The 12,560-nt window shown below is 55.2% G+C and carries 14 protein-coding genes; 8 read left to right on the top strand and 6 right to left on the bottom strand.

Annotation, left to right across the window (positions count from 1 at the left end; genetic code table 11):
• A complete protein-coding gene (gene ilvA, locus BW956_RS07235; protein ID WP_076462123.1) occupies positions 1 to 1,023 on the bottom strand; it encodes a threonine ammonia-lyase IlvA in 1,023 nt (340 codons plus the stop codon).
• A 242-nt stretch (positions 1,024 to 1,265) separates the two neighbouring features.
• Complete coding sequence (locus BW956_RS07230; protein WP_139327144.1) at positions 1,266 to 1,748, bottom strand: HPP family protein; 483 nt, start codon at positions 1,746 to 1,748, stop codon at positions 1,266 to 1,268.
• 91 nt (positions 1,749 to 1,839) lie between these two features.
• Here BW956_RS07230 and BW956_RS07225 point away from each other — a divergent pair, with 91 nt between their 5' ends.
• On the top strand, positions 1,840 to 2,421 hold the full coding sequence (locus tag BW956_RS07225) for a TetR/AcrR family transcriptional regulator (protein ID WP_076461983.1): 582 nt from the start codon (positions 1,840 to 1,842) through the stop codon (positions 2,419 to 2,421).
• Here BW956_RS07225 and BW956_RS07220 read toward each other — a convergent pair.
• The 3 genes from BW956_RS07220 to BW956_RS07210 form a co-directional block, all read right to left on the bottom strand.
• Positions 2,418 to 3,110, bottom strand: a complete 693-nt coding sequence (locus BW956_RS07220; RefSeq protein ID WP_076461981.1) for a tRNA (adenine(22)-N(1))-methyltransferase — start codon at positions 3,108 to 3,110, stop codon at positions 2,418 to 2,420. The genes BW956_RS07225 and BW956_RS07220 overlap by 4 nt on opposite strands.
• Before the next feature lie 100 nt (positions 3,111 to 3,210).
• Positions 3,211 to 3,768 (bottom strand): rhodanese-like domain-containing protein, encoded by a 558-nt coding sequence (locus BW956_RS07215; RefSeq protein ID WP_076461979.1) that lies wholly within the window; start codon positions 3,766 to 3,768, stop codon positions 3,211 to 3,213.
• Between the two features lie 21 nt (positions 3,769 to 3,789).
• Positions 3,790 to 4,215 carry a DsrE family protein gene (locus BW956_RS07210; protein ID WP_076461977.1) on the bottom strand — a complete coding sequence of 142 codons (426 nt, stop codon included), beginning with the start codon at positions 4,213 to 4,215 and terminating at the stop codon, positions 3,790 to 3,792.
• A 158-nt stretch (positions 4,216 to 4,373) separates the two neighbouring features.
• On the opposite strand from BW956_RS07210, the gene sfsA reads away from it, so the two are divergent.
• From sfsA to BW956_RS07175, 7 genes are all read left to right on the top strand, one after another.
• Positions 4,374 to 5,096 carry a DNA/RNA nuclease SfsA gene (gene sfsA, locus BW956_RS07205; RefSeq protein ID WP_076461975.1) on the top strand — a complete coding sequence of 241 codons (723 nt, stop codon included), beginning with the start codon at positions 4,374 to 4,376 and terminating at the stop codon, positions 5,094 to 5,096.
• A gap of 162 nt (positions 5,097 to 5,258) precedes the next feature.
• A complete protein-coding gene (locus BW956_RS07200; RefSeq protein ID WP_076461973.1) occupies positions 5,259 to 6,086 on the top strand; it encodes a phosphate/phosphite/phosphonate ABC transporter substrate-binding protein in 828 nt (275 codons plus the stop codon).
• Positions 6,087 to 6,104: 18 nt separating this feature from the next.
• Entirely contained in the window at positions 6,105 to 7,349 is a 1,245-nt protein-coding gene (locus BW956_RS07195; protein WP_076461971.1) for a GGDEF domain-containing protein, read from the top strand.
• A 184-nt stretch (positions 7,350 to 7,533) separates the two neighbouring features.
• Positions 7,534 to 8,520, top strand: coding sequence for a GGDEF domain-containing protein (locus tag BW956_RS07190; RefSeq protein ID WP_076461969.1), 987 nt, complete (start codon positions 7,534 to 7,536; stop codon positions 8,518 to 8,520).
• Positions 8,521 to 8,675: 155 nt separating this feature from the next.
• A complete protein-coding gene (locus BW956_RS07185; RefSeq protein ID WP_076461967.1) occupies positions 8,676 to 9,314 on the top strand; it encodes a LysE family translocator in 639 nt (212 codons plus the stop codon).
• A 24-nt stretch (positions 9,315 to 9,338) separates the two neighbouring features.
• Positions 9,339 to 10,352, top strand: coding sequence for an amino acid ABC transporter substrate-binding protein (locus BW956_RS07180; protein ID WP_076461965.1), 1,014 nt, complete (start codon positions 9,339 to 9,341; stop codon positions 10,350 to 10,352).
• A gap of 15 nt (positions 10,353 to 10,367) precedes the next feature.
• Positions 10,368 to 12,023: a GGDEF domain-containing protein gene (locus BW956_RS07175; protein ID WP_076461963.1), complete on the top strand. Its 1,656-nt coding sequence runs from the start codon at positions 10,368 to 10,370 to the stop codon at positions 12,021 to 12,023.
• Here BW956_RS07175 and BW956_RS07170 read toward each other — a convergent pair.
• A complete protein-coding gene (locus tag BW956_RS07170) occupies positions 12,008 to 12,556 on the bottom strand; it encodes a TetR/AcrR family transcriptional regulator (protein WP_076461962.1) in 549 nt (182 codons plus the stop codon). The genes BW956_RS07175 and BW956_RS07170 overlap by 16 nt on opposite strands.
• Positions 12,557 to 12,560 lie beyond the last annotated feature (4 nt).

The raw sequence follows: 12,560 nt of genomic DNA, 5'->3' as shown, positions 1-12,560 counted from the left end.
TCAGGCATTGGCTTTTTGCATGATCTGACCGGCACGGGTGAAATCGTTGTTGCCACCACTGAGGATGCACACCACCCGTTTGCCGGCAATCTCGTCCTTGTACTGTTCCAAAGCTGCAATGCTCAGGCAGCCGGCCAACTCTGCCACGATGGCTTCCTCCTGGTACAAATCGATCAGTGTGCTGCAGGTTGCCTTGTCGTCTACTGAGACCACTTCATGCAGCGCCTGGCGACAAATGGTATAACCCAGCTCACCAATTCGCTTGGTGGCGGCACCGTCGATAAACGGATCGATCCTGGCCAGCGTCAGGTTGTACCCGGCCGCAAAGGAGTGCTTCAGCGCTGCGGCATCCTTGGGCTCTACACCCACAAGGTAGGTATCGGGGCTGCGGTGATGGAACACGGTACCCACACCGCTGGCCAGACCGCCACCGCCGACCGGCGCGAACAGGTAATCGATGGCGCCGGGGGCGTCCTCCAGTGTTTCCAGTGCCAGGGTGCCCTGACCGGCAATGACATCAAAATCATCGAAGGGATGGATGAACGTTGCCCCTTCCGTGCGTTCAAACTCTTTCGCGGCAGCGCAGGCGTCATCAAAGGTGTGGCCTGTCAGCACCACATCAATCTGGTCGCCGCCAAATTCCCGCACCTTGTTCACTTTCAAGGCCGGCGTGTTGGCAGGCATGAATACCCTGCCTCGGATTCCCAGAGCATGGCAGGAATAGGCTACGCCCTGAGCATGGTTGCCGGCACTGGCACAGACGATGCCGCAGGCACGTTCCTGATCGGACAGCTGTGCAATGCGATTGTAGGCACCACGAATCTTGAACGAGCGAACCGGTTGCTGGTCTTCGCGTTTCAGCAGAATTTCAGCCTTGTATTTACGGCTCAGATATTCACTTTTCTGCAGCGGTGTATGGCGAATAATGCCTTCCATACGTGCAGCGGCCGCCTCAATGTCCTGAACCTCGGGCAGAAGGTCAGTGAATGTCAGGGGCTCGGGTAGTGCGGCTGCTGCGGTCATGGTCATATCCTCTCAATGGATGTCAGCTATTTTCAGCCATAAAAAAACCCGCCATTTGGCGGGTTTTTTGAATGCGTATTTGCAAGTACAGGTTATCCCACCAAACCTCTGTTAGTGTGAATAATCATCATGATTTTGGTGGTGATGCAGCTCATTTGAGCGCTCCTGACTGACTTGCTAAAAAGTGGTTATAGAATAAACAGAAATGACCGGGGGCTGTCAAGTTGTTTTGCCTGGGCATTTTAAAACCAGCGAGCAGGATAGGGCTGCCGGGATATCCAGCGGTGGTAGGCATAGCCAAAGGCGACAATAGCGATGGCGCCCACAGCCACCGGATTCACCAGAAAATTCCAGTGTTCACCTGCCAACATCACCAGCAGCGGATTGGCACCGGCAGGCGGATGAGTGGTGTGAGTGAGCATCATCAACATGACTGCCAGGCCAACCGCCAGCCCCATTGACCAGACATGCACGCCCCACAGCTGGGCAATGAGCAGGCCTAAAGCCGTCGTCAGCAGATGCCCGACAATGATATTGCGCGGCTGTGCCAAGGGGCTGGCCGGCAGGGCAAACAGAATCACCATGGTGGCGCCAAAGGGAGCCATCAACCAGAGGGCTTGCTGCAAATGGCCCAGCAGCCCCAATCCTGAAATACAGAGGCTTGCACCCAGTCCGGCCAGTAATGCGGTTTTCAATTGCATCGGGAGGGAAAGGTGGGGGCTCATGAATATTTCCTTAAGTAGACAGATTTGTCTCCATGGTAGACAGGTCTGTCTCCTGGTGTCAACATGGGCCAATCAAGACAGAGGAGTCTGAATGGATAAGCGAGAACATCTGGTGCAGGTCGCATTCGACATTTTCTATCGTGAGGGTGTGCATGCGGTGGGGATCAATCGCATTTTGACTGAGTCAGGGGTGGCCAAGAAAACCCTGTATAACCACTTTGCCAGCAAGGATGAATTGGTGGCGGCGACGCTCAGTTATCGTGATCAGCGTTTTCTGAACTGGCTCGGTGAGCGAATGGCAACTGGGCAGGCAGGAATAGACGCTTTGAAAGCGATGTTTGATGCTTTACATGACTGGTTCAACGGTGAAGATGCTGGCCAGCCTCAATTTAATGGCTGCTACTTCATTAACCTCAGTGCTGAATACGGGGATGCAGAGCATCCATTGCATCAGCAATGTTCAGCGCACAAGCGGGCGGTGCAGGCACTTATGCGACAGCACCTGTCGGCATGGGTGGAGTCTGGAGTGCTGGATCAGCTGGTTGATGCGCTGGCAATCCTGAAAGAGGGGGCCATTGTGCAGGCGCATGTAACCGGGGATAAAAACGCTGCTCTCAAGGCCTGGGCGATTGCAGAGCCATTGCTGCAAGCGCATGTTCGCCAGAAAGATTAGCCCTCGGCGGTTTCAATCCGGACATCAGCGTAGGCCGCGATAATATGCTCGACCGGCTTGTGGTTACCGCGGCTGGTGCGGCGATAATGCGCCAGTGTTCGGCTCAGGTACTCTCGGGCGATACGAGTCTGCATTTCCGTGTCCGCTTTCCAGATGCGCTGGCCGGTAGGGCTGACGGCTGGCAAATGTCGGTTCTGAGGTAAGCCGGGGCACACCTTCAGGATCTCGTAGAAGTGGCGCTTGTCCTTGACCAGTACTTCCTGCTTCAGGCGAAAGCCCAGAGCAATCAGCTGCTGGCGAACGGCGTACTGGTGGTAGACCGGGCATAGCAGATAGTCCACATCTGCATCGGGGCGTTGCTGGTGCAGCCGGGTGACCAATTCCTGGATCAGATCGCCACCCACACCGGCAATGATGACCAGGTGTTTGCCGGGCATTTGATCCAGCGGTAGCTCCCCGGTATCCATACAGGCGGTGTGCCAGCCGCTAAGTGGTGCTTTTTGCTGCAGATGAAGCTCCAGTGAGTTGATCAGCTCCGGAACGATATCGACGAAATGAATTTGGGGCTGGTGCAACTGATGCAGCAGTGCCTGTCCCAGGTACCCATGGTCACAACAGCAATCCCAGATATGGGTATAGGATTCGTCGGCAAGTGCCGCTATCTGTTGTAACCGTTTACCCAGTTTCAAGTCATACCTCATCAGTCACGTGAACGAGGGCGCATTATACGGGCTCTGACTTTGGCTGTTAAAGCAGGAGGCCCGTTAGCCTCCTGACAATCGTGATGTATCAAGGGGCCAGTCGATAAATTTTCTCGGGATTTGGCTTGGCCTGCCAGGGGAGGCCCGAGTTTTGCCAGCCGTTTTTAATGCGAAGTCCCTTTTTCTCTCCCTGTTTCACGCTGCTGCCCTGAAAGCCATTGATCACGTAACGGGCGTTATCAAAGCCATGCTCCTGCAAAAACTGGGCGCTGGGCAGTCCGCGTTCGCTGCCCGAGCGGCACATGGTGATAACGGTTGCACTCTTGTCCATACCCCGCGCACTGAGTGCCGCTTCAATTTGGGCAATGAAATCCGGGTTTCGATACAGGCGGAAGCGGTTTTTTTCACTGTCCCACTGGTTTCTGTCGACCATCAGATAGGGGATGTTCAGGTCAACACTGTCTGTGAATCCGATGAACATGATCTCGACCGGGTCACGTACATCCACAAAGAGTACGTTTTGGTTCTCTGCTTGAACCAGCTCGTAGGCATCCTTATTGCTGATGCCCATTTCGTCCGCATGTGATGCCGCACCTCCCAGTGCGAGCGAGGCTGATACCAGAATCGTTGTGATGAACTTCTTCATAATTGACTACCTGTTTATGTCTCAAAAGCTGTAAATGCGGCGGTTGGAATCCAGCATTTGGTCGGCAATGGCCGGTGGCTTGGCCACATTGATCCCCGCGCGCAAGTCGTTTTGTGTGTGCTGGCTATTGGGGAGATAGAGCGCACATACGCTGACCTGGGCGCCCCCTTGCTGGAGTTTACCCATCAGCTGCTCAGGGGTGACATTGCGTGGTTTAAGTTCAGAGCTCCGGGTCGATTTAAGCGCCAGGTCGCCGGCCTGGTCGCAGAGCAACACATCAACCTGGGTACCCTTGGCCTGCATGGCATTGGCCAGTACCATGGCCATTCCCTGTGTTTGCAGTGAACCGCTGTTGACAATAACCAGTGCCTGATCAACGTTTTCGGCCTGTGTCGCCGTTGTCATCAGTGCTGAGCAGAGTCCAAGCGTTAGGAAGAGCTTTTTCATGGTCGAGTCCTGTGCATGTTGGTTAGTATATTCTAAATTAGAATATACTTATATTATTTGGTTGTGAAGCGGTGACGCTGAAAAGTGGCGCTCTCGATTTGAACTCCTTGCTCACCCATGCACAATGCTGCTGACTTTCATGCTGGCTCGGAGTTAACGTGCAATTTGAACCCTCGCTTGAACCTGTTGTTTTGTTGCGTCGCTACAAGCGCTTTCTTGCTGATGTCCGTCGTGCTGATGGCAGTGAAATGACCGTGCATTGCCCGAATACCGGGTCCATGCGCAACTGTGTGCTACCCGGTGTTGAGCAGGCAGCGCTGATCTCGGATAGCGGCAACACAAAGCGCAAATACCGGCATACGCTGGAAGCCCTGCAGGTTGGCCACGGGCACTGGGCCGGGGTGAATACCAGTCGCACCAATGCGCTGGTGGAAGAAGCGGTACGGGCAGGATGGATACCTGAGCTTCAGCCCGACTCAGGTGTTGAACGCGAAGTGCGCTATGGCGACAGTCGCTTTGATCTGGCACTGGGGAAGCGTGCTGATCCGCATACCTTCATTGAAGTGAAAAATGTAACGCTGGGGCCGGGGCCCGAGGATAAGGATGATGGCATTATTGCCTTTCCGGACTCGGTCACCGAGCGTGGGCAAAAGCATCTGCAAACCCTCATGCAGGTCGTCGATGAAGGGCGTCGAGCCGTTCTGTTTTTCTGTGTGCAGCATACGGGTGCACTGGCAGCCCGTCCTGCTGATGAGATCGATGCACGCTACGGCGAATTGCTGCGAGAAGCCCGTGCGCGTGGGGTCGAAATCCTGGCCTGGCGTGTGAGGTTGGCTCCGGAGGTATTTGTGTTGGAGCAGCCCTTGCCCCTCATACTTTAGTACTGGTTTTGCGCCTGGCGCGGACTCAGATCAAGTCAGGTGCATTCAAAACCGAGCTGAACTACTACGACAAAGCCGCATCTGCGACAATTATTGTGTGTCATATGTTCAGCTTGTTGAGGTGTAAGCTCCCTGTCGCCTCAGAACGATCGAGTGATCGCCATGAAGTACCTTCTCTCCCTTTGTTTAGTCGCGTTGGCTATGCCTTTGTGGGCCGCTGATAGCGCTTCCTCCCGTGAATATACCGTTGGCGTTGTGCCCCAGTTTGAACAGCGAAAGCTCTTTGAAACCTGGCAGCCGATACTGAGTGCGCTGGAGAAGCGAACGGGCTTTCGACTCAAGCTGATTGGCAGCCCGAAAATACCGGTATTTGAGAAGAAGTTTCTGGCGGGCCAGTACGATTTCGCGTACATGAACCCCTATCATCTGCTCAAGGCGAATGACAGCCAGGGCTATGTGCCACTGGTGCGGGATGACTCGCGAATGTTGAAAGGGGTGCTGGTCGTTGCCAAGGATAGCCCCTATGAAGCATTGAGCGACCTTGATGGGTCCATGATCGCCTTTCCTTCTCCCAATGCACTTGGCGCGTCACTGCTGATGCGTGCCGACCTGGATGGCCAGTTCAATCTCAAATTTATTCCACGCTATGTGCAAACACACAGTTCAGTGTATCTGAATGTGGCCCTGGGGCAGACCGCAGCGGGTGGCGGTGTGTTGAGCACTTTGAAGAAACAGCCTGAAGACCTGCAAGCACATTTGCGCATCCTGTATGAAACCCAGGGCATTAAACCGCATCCTCTGTCAGCGCATCCACGTGTCCCCGAGAGTGACCGTGAGAAGATGCGCGATGCCTGGCTGGCGCTGGCGTCGACCGCTCAAGGACAGCAGTTGATGGCCAGGATACCCATGTTCCAGTCTGTATCGGCAACGATGGATGATTATACCGAGCTGCGTGACCGTGGCCTGGATGATTATTACATTCTGGATTAAGCAGGGCTGAGGTCGGTTATGGGACTAAGAGCCAGGTTTATCTATCTACTGCTGGGGTTGGCGGCCGGGTTTCTCCTGTACGTGCACTGGGTAGTTTTGCCTCCGGTGAGTGATCAGACTCTGCAAATTGCGCGTAAGGCGCATCAGGATCGTCTTGAACTTGCCGCAGAAGCAATTTTGCCACCGTTGTTGGAGAGCGACCTGGCCAACGTTTACACCCTGTTGAATGCTATCAAGCATGATTCACCCGATTGGCTGCAAGTCGTACTGGTCAATGCCGAGGGTCAGCGTTTGTACCCACTGACACAGCCTGAAGGATTGGCGGATAGGGATGAAATTATCCAGCTGAGTGCGAAAGTAGGGTTTCTGGACCCGGCTGTCGCTGAGCTTCAGGTTGTGGTGGATATGGCACCCGTATTGGGTGTGGTGCGCAGCCAACAAATATCCTTGCAGATCGCCTTATTGATTGTATTGGCGCTGATGCTGCTGGCCGTCTGGTTTCAGGTGGAGATGGTTATACGCAGGCCACTGGCGCAAATGATTCAGGCTGCACACAAGCTGATGCATGGCCATTTTGGTACACACCTGCCGGATCAGGCTGCAGGGGAAATTGGTGAACTTTCTCAGACGTTCAGCGATATGCGCAGTGCGATTGAACGCCACCATATCGACATGCAGGATGAGCTGAAAAACCGCCAGCATGAAGCCAGTCTGTTGAAAATGGAGAAACAGCAGGCGGAGTTTGAAGCCAAGCATGATCCCCTGACCGGCATTATCAACCGTCGGGAGTTTGAGCGACGTCTGGCCATAAGCCTTGATGAAGCACAGCAAGGCCCGGGTGCCGAACATGTGCTCATGTTTATCGACCTGGACCACTTCAAGGTAGTAAATGATACCTGTGGTCATGCCGCCGGGGATGAGTTGCTGAAAGCCATTGCAGGAGTTATGAGAGGGCGCATCCGTGAGGCGGATGAGCTTGCACGGCTGGGAGGTGACGAGTTTGCCATTCTGTTAAGGGACTGCGCATTAAACGCGGGCTGCAAGGTGGCTGAAGGTATTTGTGAAGCCGTTCACGCGTTTCAATTCCGGTGGGGCAACCGCGAGTTCAGGGTGGGGGCCAGTATCGGTGTAGTCCCGGTTTCCGGGCAGGCAGCCGGCTTGAAAGATCTGCTATGCCAAGCCGACACAGCCTGCTACCAGGCCAAGCACCTCGGCCGTGGGAGAGTATCCTTGCACGGCTCCGGATATTCATCCAGCGGGTAACCTGTTCCGGTGAAAAAAGTAGAAATGGCTCTGAATATTCAGTCAATATTCAGTAGACCTTGGGTGGTTTTGAAGCTACTTTAAGTCATGTGTTTCTTTTTGGTGACATAAGTCCCTGCGGATTGACGGGTTATGGAGTTTCCCGCCAGCAGGCAGTCACAACGCCTTGCAGTAGAGGAATAAAATGACAATTAAGGAAGCCGGGCAGGGGAAGGGCATCGAGGATGATCCCGATTTCTATAAAACCCTGCTGGAGTCGACCAAGGCAATACCATGGAAGATCGATTGGAATTCGCTGACCTTCACCTATATTGGCCCGCAAATCGAGCACCTGCTGGGCTGGCCCAGAGCCAGCTGGAACAGCGTTGAAGATTGGGCTGAGCGCATGCACCCGGAAGATCGAAAACGGGTGGTCGAGTTCTGTCTGGAACAGTCTCGCAAGGGTGCAGATCATGAGGCTGACTACCGTGCTTTGACGCAACAGGGCGAATACGTCTGGATTCGTGATGTTGTACATGTGCTGCGCGACCAGCAGGGCAATATGGAAGCCCTGGTTGGTTTCATGTTTGATATCAGCGAGCGTAAAAAGGTTGAGATCGAGCGTGACCGCTTGCGTCAGGAGCTCGAAGAACTTTCCTATCTGGATAGCCTGACCGGGGTGGCCAACCGTCGCATGCTCGATCAGGTGCTTGAACGTGAATGGATGGAGGCGCGGCGACAGCAGCAGCCGCTATCGATCATCATGTTCGATATCGACTATTTCAAGCAGTACAACGATAGCTTCGGCCACTTCAAGGGCGATGAATGCCTGCGCGAAGTGGCGCAGCTGCTGACTCAGAGTGCAACGCGGGCACGTGATTTTGCCGCCCGGTTCGGGGGCGAAGAGTTCGTGCTGGTGTTACCACAAACGGATGCTTCCGCTGCCAAAACGGTAGCACAACGATGCTTTGATAAGCTGAAAAGCGCTGATATCCATCACCCCAGCTCGCCGGTGGCACACCGCATCACCCTTAGCTGCGGGGTTGCGACCTCTCTGCCGGCCCACACCGACAGCCTGGAGCACTTTCTGGAGCAGGCGGACCGGGCGCTGTACCGAGCAAAAGAGGGCAGTCGCAACTGTATCCAAGTCGCCTGTAGTGATGGCAAGTGCGTCGAAACAGACTGGAACTGAAGGCCAATAGCGCATACCTTGTGTTTCCCCGGCCATGTCTCCGACTATAAGGCCATGCTCAGGGCAGAACATGATTGCTTTTAGGGCTGGCCTTGCTTTATTTTGTATCCATTAAGAAACATGGTGCCTGAGGGCACCTGGATTGGATACTGTGTATGGATTTCATTGATGCGTTTCTTACCGTAACGCTCATTCATCTGCTGGCTGCCGCCTCTCCCGGGCCTGATTTTGTCATGGTAAGCCAGCAGTCTCTGGTAAGAGGCAAGCGCGCCGGACTGCTGTGCAGCCTGGGTATAGCGCTAGGCCTTTCAGTTCACATTACCTATTCATCCTTGGGTATGGCAGCACTGGTGAGCGAATCCGCATTTGCCCTCAGTTTGCTCAAGTACCTGGCGGCAGCCTATCTGATCTGGCTGGGCATATCCGGTTTGCGTAGTCGTGCCTCCGGGCCGGATGCGGCGCCCTCGAATGTGCCCAGTGCAAGCCCTCTCGGGTTGATGACGCATGGTTTTATCTGCAATGCCTTGAATCCCAAGGCGCCGCTCTACTTTCTCTCCGTTTTTACGCTACTGATCACACCCTTGACACCTCTGTGGCAGATACTGCTCCTTGGGGGGTGGATGATGCTGCTACAATTCGGCTGGTTTGCGCTGGTCACGCTGGTGTTGTCGCGGCCTGCCGTACGGGCACGGTTCAATGCCGTGGGGCATTGGGTTGATCGTGTGTTGGGGGGTGTCATGCTGGCCTTTGGTGCAGGGCTGCTGTTGTCCGATGCCGATAGCTTGCGCCGTTAAGTCGTCGTTTCCGGAGTCTTTGTTATGCGATTAGTTATGCGTTCTGTTTTCATGGCTCTGGGCCTGGCTGGCTCTATGATGAGCACAGCTGCGCATGCATCTGTGCTGGACACTGTGAAGCTGCATGGTGACATTCGCTGCGGAGTGTTCCCGGATGACCCTGGCCGCAGTGCGCTTAATGTCGAGGGCAACTGGGAAGGCTTCTATGTCGACTTCTGCCGTGCCACGGCGGCAGCCCTTTTTGGCGATCCGGACCGAGTCCAATATCTTGAGGTGGATGCGACCACGCGCTTCACCTCGCTGCAGAAAGCGGAAGCCGATGTGGTGATGTACAGCACCACGCGCACCCTCGGTCGAGAATTGAATTATGGCGTGCGCTTTCCGGCGATCTATCTGTTCGACGGCCAGGGCTTTCTGGTGCGGACAAGCTCTGGCATAGACTCCGTGCATGACATGAGCGGCAAATCGATCTGTGTTACTGAGAATACAAGCACGCATCAAAACCTGGTGGATCTGCTGAAAGCCCGTGGTGTCGATGCTCAGATACATTTCTCCAATGGGGACAGCTTCTTTCGTGGCAACTGCGATGCCTATACGGCGGACCGGATGAATCTGGCGGTTAACCGTGCTAACCGTGCCGAGAATCCGGACGAGTATCGCGTCCTGCCGTTGGCCTTCACCCGTGAGCCGATCGGTCCGATGGTGGCCGAGGGAGATGAAGCCTGGGCGCGTGCCATCAGCGCGGTGGTGAATGGTTTGATTCTGGCCGATGAAAAGGGCATCACCCGGGATAATGTACTGGCCATGGCCGAAAGCAATCCCAATGGCGAAGTACAGAAGCTGCTGGGTGTCTCCGGTGATCTGGCGGAGCGCCTTGGGCTGCCGCAGGACTGGGCCATTAACATGATTCGCAGTGTGGGCAACTACTCTGAAATCTATCAACGTCATTTTGGTCCCGACACGGCGGTGGGGATAGAACAAGGGCTGAATAAGCCCTGGTCAAGAGGTGGAATCCTCTATGCGCCCCTGTTCCAGTAACCCTTAAGGTCAATAATGCCTCTTGCCACGCGCAGTATCGGAACACGCCTCACGCTGATCATCTCATTGGTGTTCGGCCTTTACCTGTTGTCGGCGTCCATCATCGGCTACGTCATGTATCAGCAGTATCAGGAGTTTCGCCACCTGGCGGGGGAGCATTTTGAGCAGGCGCTCAAGGCTGCCGAACTGACCCGAAATGCTGAAGTCATTGCGGCAGAAGTGTTTGAAGTGATGGTCAGTGGTGAGCGCTCTCTCAGTATTGGCAGTCAGCGCACCGAGAATCTGCGACAGCTGTACAAGGCGAGCCGCGAGAAGCTGGATCATGGCGGTATGGTGAACAGCCATATGGAGCAGGAACTTGACCGCTGGCAGAACCCCTTCTTCCAGAGCCTGGATACCCTGGACAGCCGTCTTAACCAGGAAAAAGCGCTGCAGCTGGACCATCTGAAACGTATGGACCAGCTCTTCCTGCTGTTACGTGAGTGGCCTGTCAGCAGCCAGTGGCTGGGGTTGCCAACATCTGAAAAAGCCTTTTACTCGGCGGCTACCCAGGCGGTCGGCTACACTGGTGCTGCGCTTGGGGCAGAGCGCCCGGGTCAGGTGGCTCAGCTGCAGGAGCGGGCCATGAAGGCATTGTCGGAACTTGGCGCTTTGGACCTTCGGGGCAGCACTCTGAATGCCCAGCGTGAGAAGCTGGTGCCTCTGCTGCAGCAAATGCTGCAGGCACATGACGAGGAGTTGAACAGCGAACGGGCAACGCTGGCACAGGCACGCAAGACCCGTGTGCTGGCGCAGAAGCTGACAGGCGCTTCGTTCAACTACCATGTTGAATTGAAGCTGGCCGCTCAGGAAGCGATTAACAAACACCAGACGCTGATTCGCCAGTCCCTTTTTGGTCTTCTGGTGGCGGCACTTGTGTTGTTTGGCGTAACCGCGCTGGCGGTGATCTATATTCGCCGCACGGTGGTAGCACGAATCGACAAGCTCAGCAGTGCCATGCAGTCACATCTGGAAGGGCATCGCGTGTCTATTCCTATCGAGGGGCAGGATGAAATCGCCACTATGGGCACGACTTTTGCCTTTTTTGTGCAGGCGCGGCAGCAGGCTGAGCAGCGCCTGGCCAAGGCGAATGTGGATCTGCAGACGATGAATGATGAACTGGCCAAGATCAGTGTCACGGATGAACTGACGGGGATCGCCAATCGACGCCACTTTGAGCAGGCGATGGAGCAAGAATGGAACCGTGCCCGCCGCGAAGGGTATTCACTTGGAGTCATCATGGGCGATGTGGATCGCTTCAAGGCCTATAACGATACCTATGGTCACCAGCAGGGGGACGAATGTCTGCATCGCGTCGCCCAGGCCATGTCCTCATGCCTGCAGCGCAGCAGCGACCTGGCCGCCCGTTACGGTGGTGAAGAGTTCATCATGCTGTTGCCGGGGCTGGATACCGAGCACACCGAAAAACTGGCCTGGAAAGTACTGGAAGCCGTGCGTGCGCTGGCGATTGAGCATACCGGCGCCGAGGCCGGCGTAGTCACCTTGAGTCTTGGCGTTGCTTCCCTCTCACCCAGTGGCAGCCTGCACCCTGACAAGCTCATAGGTTTGGCTGACAACGCCCTGTACGCGGCCAAATCAGCCGGGCGTAACACTGTTCAGGTTGCCGGCTGAGCACGGCTCATATGGTCCAGCTTGGCCCCAAGCTGTGCCAGCATCCGGTCTGAGTCACAGGTTCTCTCCCCAAGACCCTCAAGCAGGGTCATAAAATACAGGTCCATCAATATCTGCCCATACAGCCTGTCGTCCTCAGATGGCTTGTCTGCAAACAGCTTGTCTATAAATGCCTGAATCTGGGGGCGTAACTCCTGCTGATCCCACAGCAGTTCCTTGAAAAGCTCACGACTGAATTCGGCGCATTCTGCATAGAATGGATACAGGTGGCTGGCATAGTGCAGCAGCCTCTGTTCAGGAGTATTGGCGCGAAGCAGGCGATCGGCTTCTGCTACAACAGTGTCTACCTGCACCAGAATGCCGGCTTTCAGCATATCCAGCTTGGTCTTGAAGTGGCTGAAAACAGTGCCATCGGCCACGCCTGCCGCACGCGCAATGGCGCGAGTGCTACTGTTCTGGTAGCCCTGTTCCTGAAACAACTGCCAGGCTGCCTGCAGGATGCGTGTGCGGGTCTGCTCGCGTTTTGTGCTCATACTC

The sequence above is a fragment of the Marinobacterium stanieri genome, assembly GCF_900155945.1.
In the GTDB taxonomy this organism is placed as follows: domain Bacteria; phylum Pseudomonadota; class Gammaproteobacteria; order Pseudomonadales; family Balneatricaceae; genus Marinobacterium; species Marinobacterium stanieri.
The sequence above is the reverse complement of the archived record's forward strand: the minus strand, read 5'-3'. Positions and strand labels throughout refer to the sequence as shown.

What these genes read in the sequence shown, in the direction of transcription:
- ilvA (WP_076462123.1), bottom strand. Translation starts at nt 1,023, where the DNA reads ATGACCGCAGCAGCCGCACTACCCGAGCCCCTGACATTCACTGACCTT.
- BW956_RS07230 (WP_139327144.1), bottom strand. Translation starts at nt 1,748, where the DNA reads ATGAGCCCCCACCTTTCCCTCCCGATGCAATTGAAAACCGCATTACTG.
- BW956_RS07225 (WP_076461983.1), top strand. Translation starts at nt 1,840, where the DNA reads ATGGATAAGCGAGAACATCTGGTGCAGGTCGCATTCGACATTTTCTAT.
- BW956_RS07215 (WP_076461979.1), bottom strand. Translation starts at nt 3,768, where the DNA reads ATGAAGAAGTTCATCACAACGATTCTGGTATCAGCCTCGCTCGCACTG.
- BW956_RS07210 (WP_076461977.1), bottom strand. Translation starts at nt 4,215, where the DNA reads ATGAAAAAGCTCTTCCTAACGCTTGGACTCTGCTCAGCACTGATGACA.
- BW956_RS07200 (WP_076461973.1), top strand. Translation starts at nt 5,259, where the DNA reads ATGAAGTACCTTCTCTCCCTTTGTTTAGTCGCGTTGGCTATGCCTTTG.
- BW956_RS07195 (WP_076461971.1), top strand. Translation starts at nt 6,105, where the DNA reads ATGGGACTAAGAGCCAGGTTTATCTATCTACTGCTGGGGTTGGCGGCC.
- BW956_RS07190 (WP_076461969.1), top strand. Translation starts at nt 7,534, where the DNA reads ATGACAATTAAGGAAGCCGGGCAGGGGAAGGGCATCGAGGATGATCCC.
- BW956_RS07185 (WP_076461967.1), top strand. Translation starts at nt 8,676, where the DNA reads ATGGATTTCATTGATGCGTTTCTTACCGTAACGCTCATTCATCTGCTG.
- BW956_RS07180 (WP_076461965.1), top strand. Translation starts at nt 9,339, where the DNA reads ATGCGATTAGTTATGCGTTCTGTTTTCATGGCTCTGGGCCTGGCTGGC.
- BW956_RS07175 (WP_076461963.1), top strand. Translation starts at nt 10,368, where the DNA reads ATGCCTCTTGCCACGCGCAGTATCGGAACACGCCTCACGCTGATCATC.
- BW956_RS07170 (WP_076461962.1), bottom strand. Translation starts at nt 12,556, where the DNA reads ATGAGCACAAAACGCGAGCAGACCCGCACACGCATCCTGCAGGCAGCC.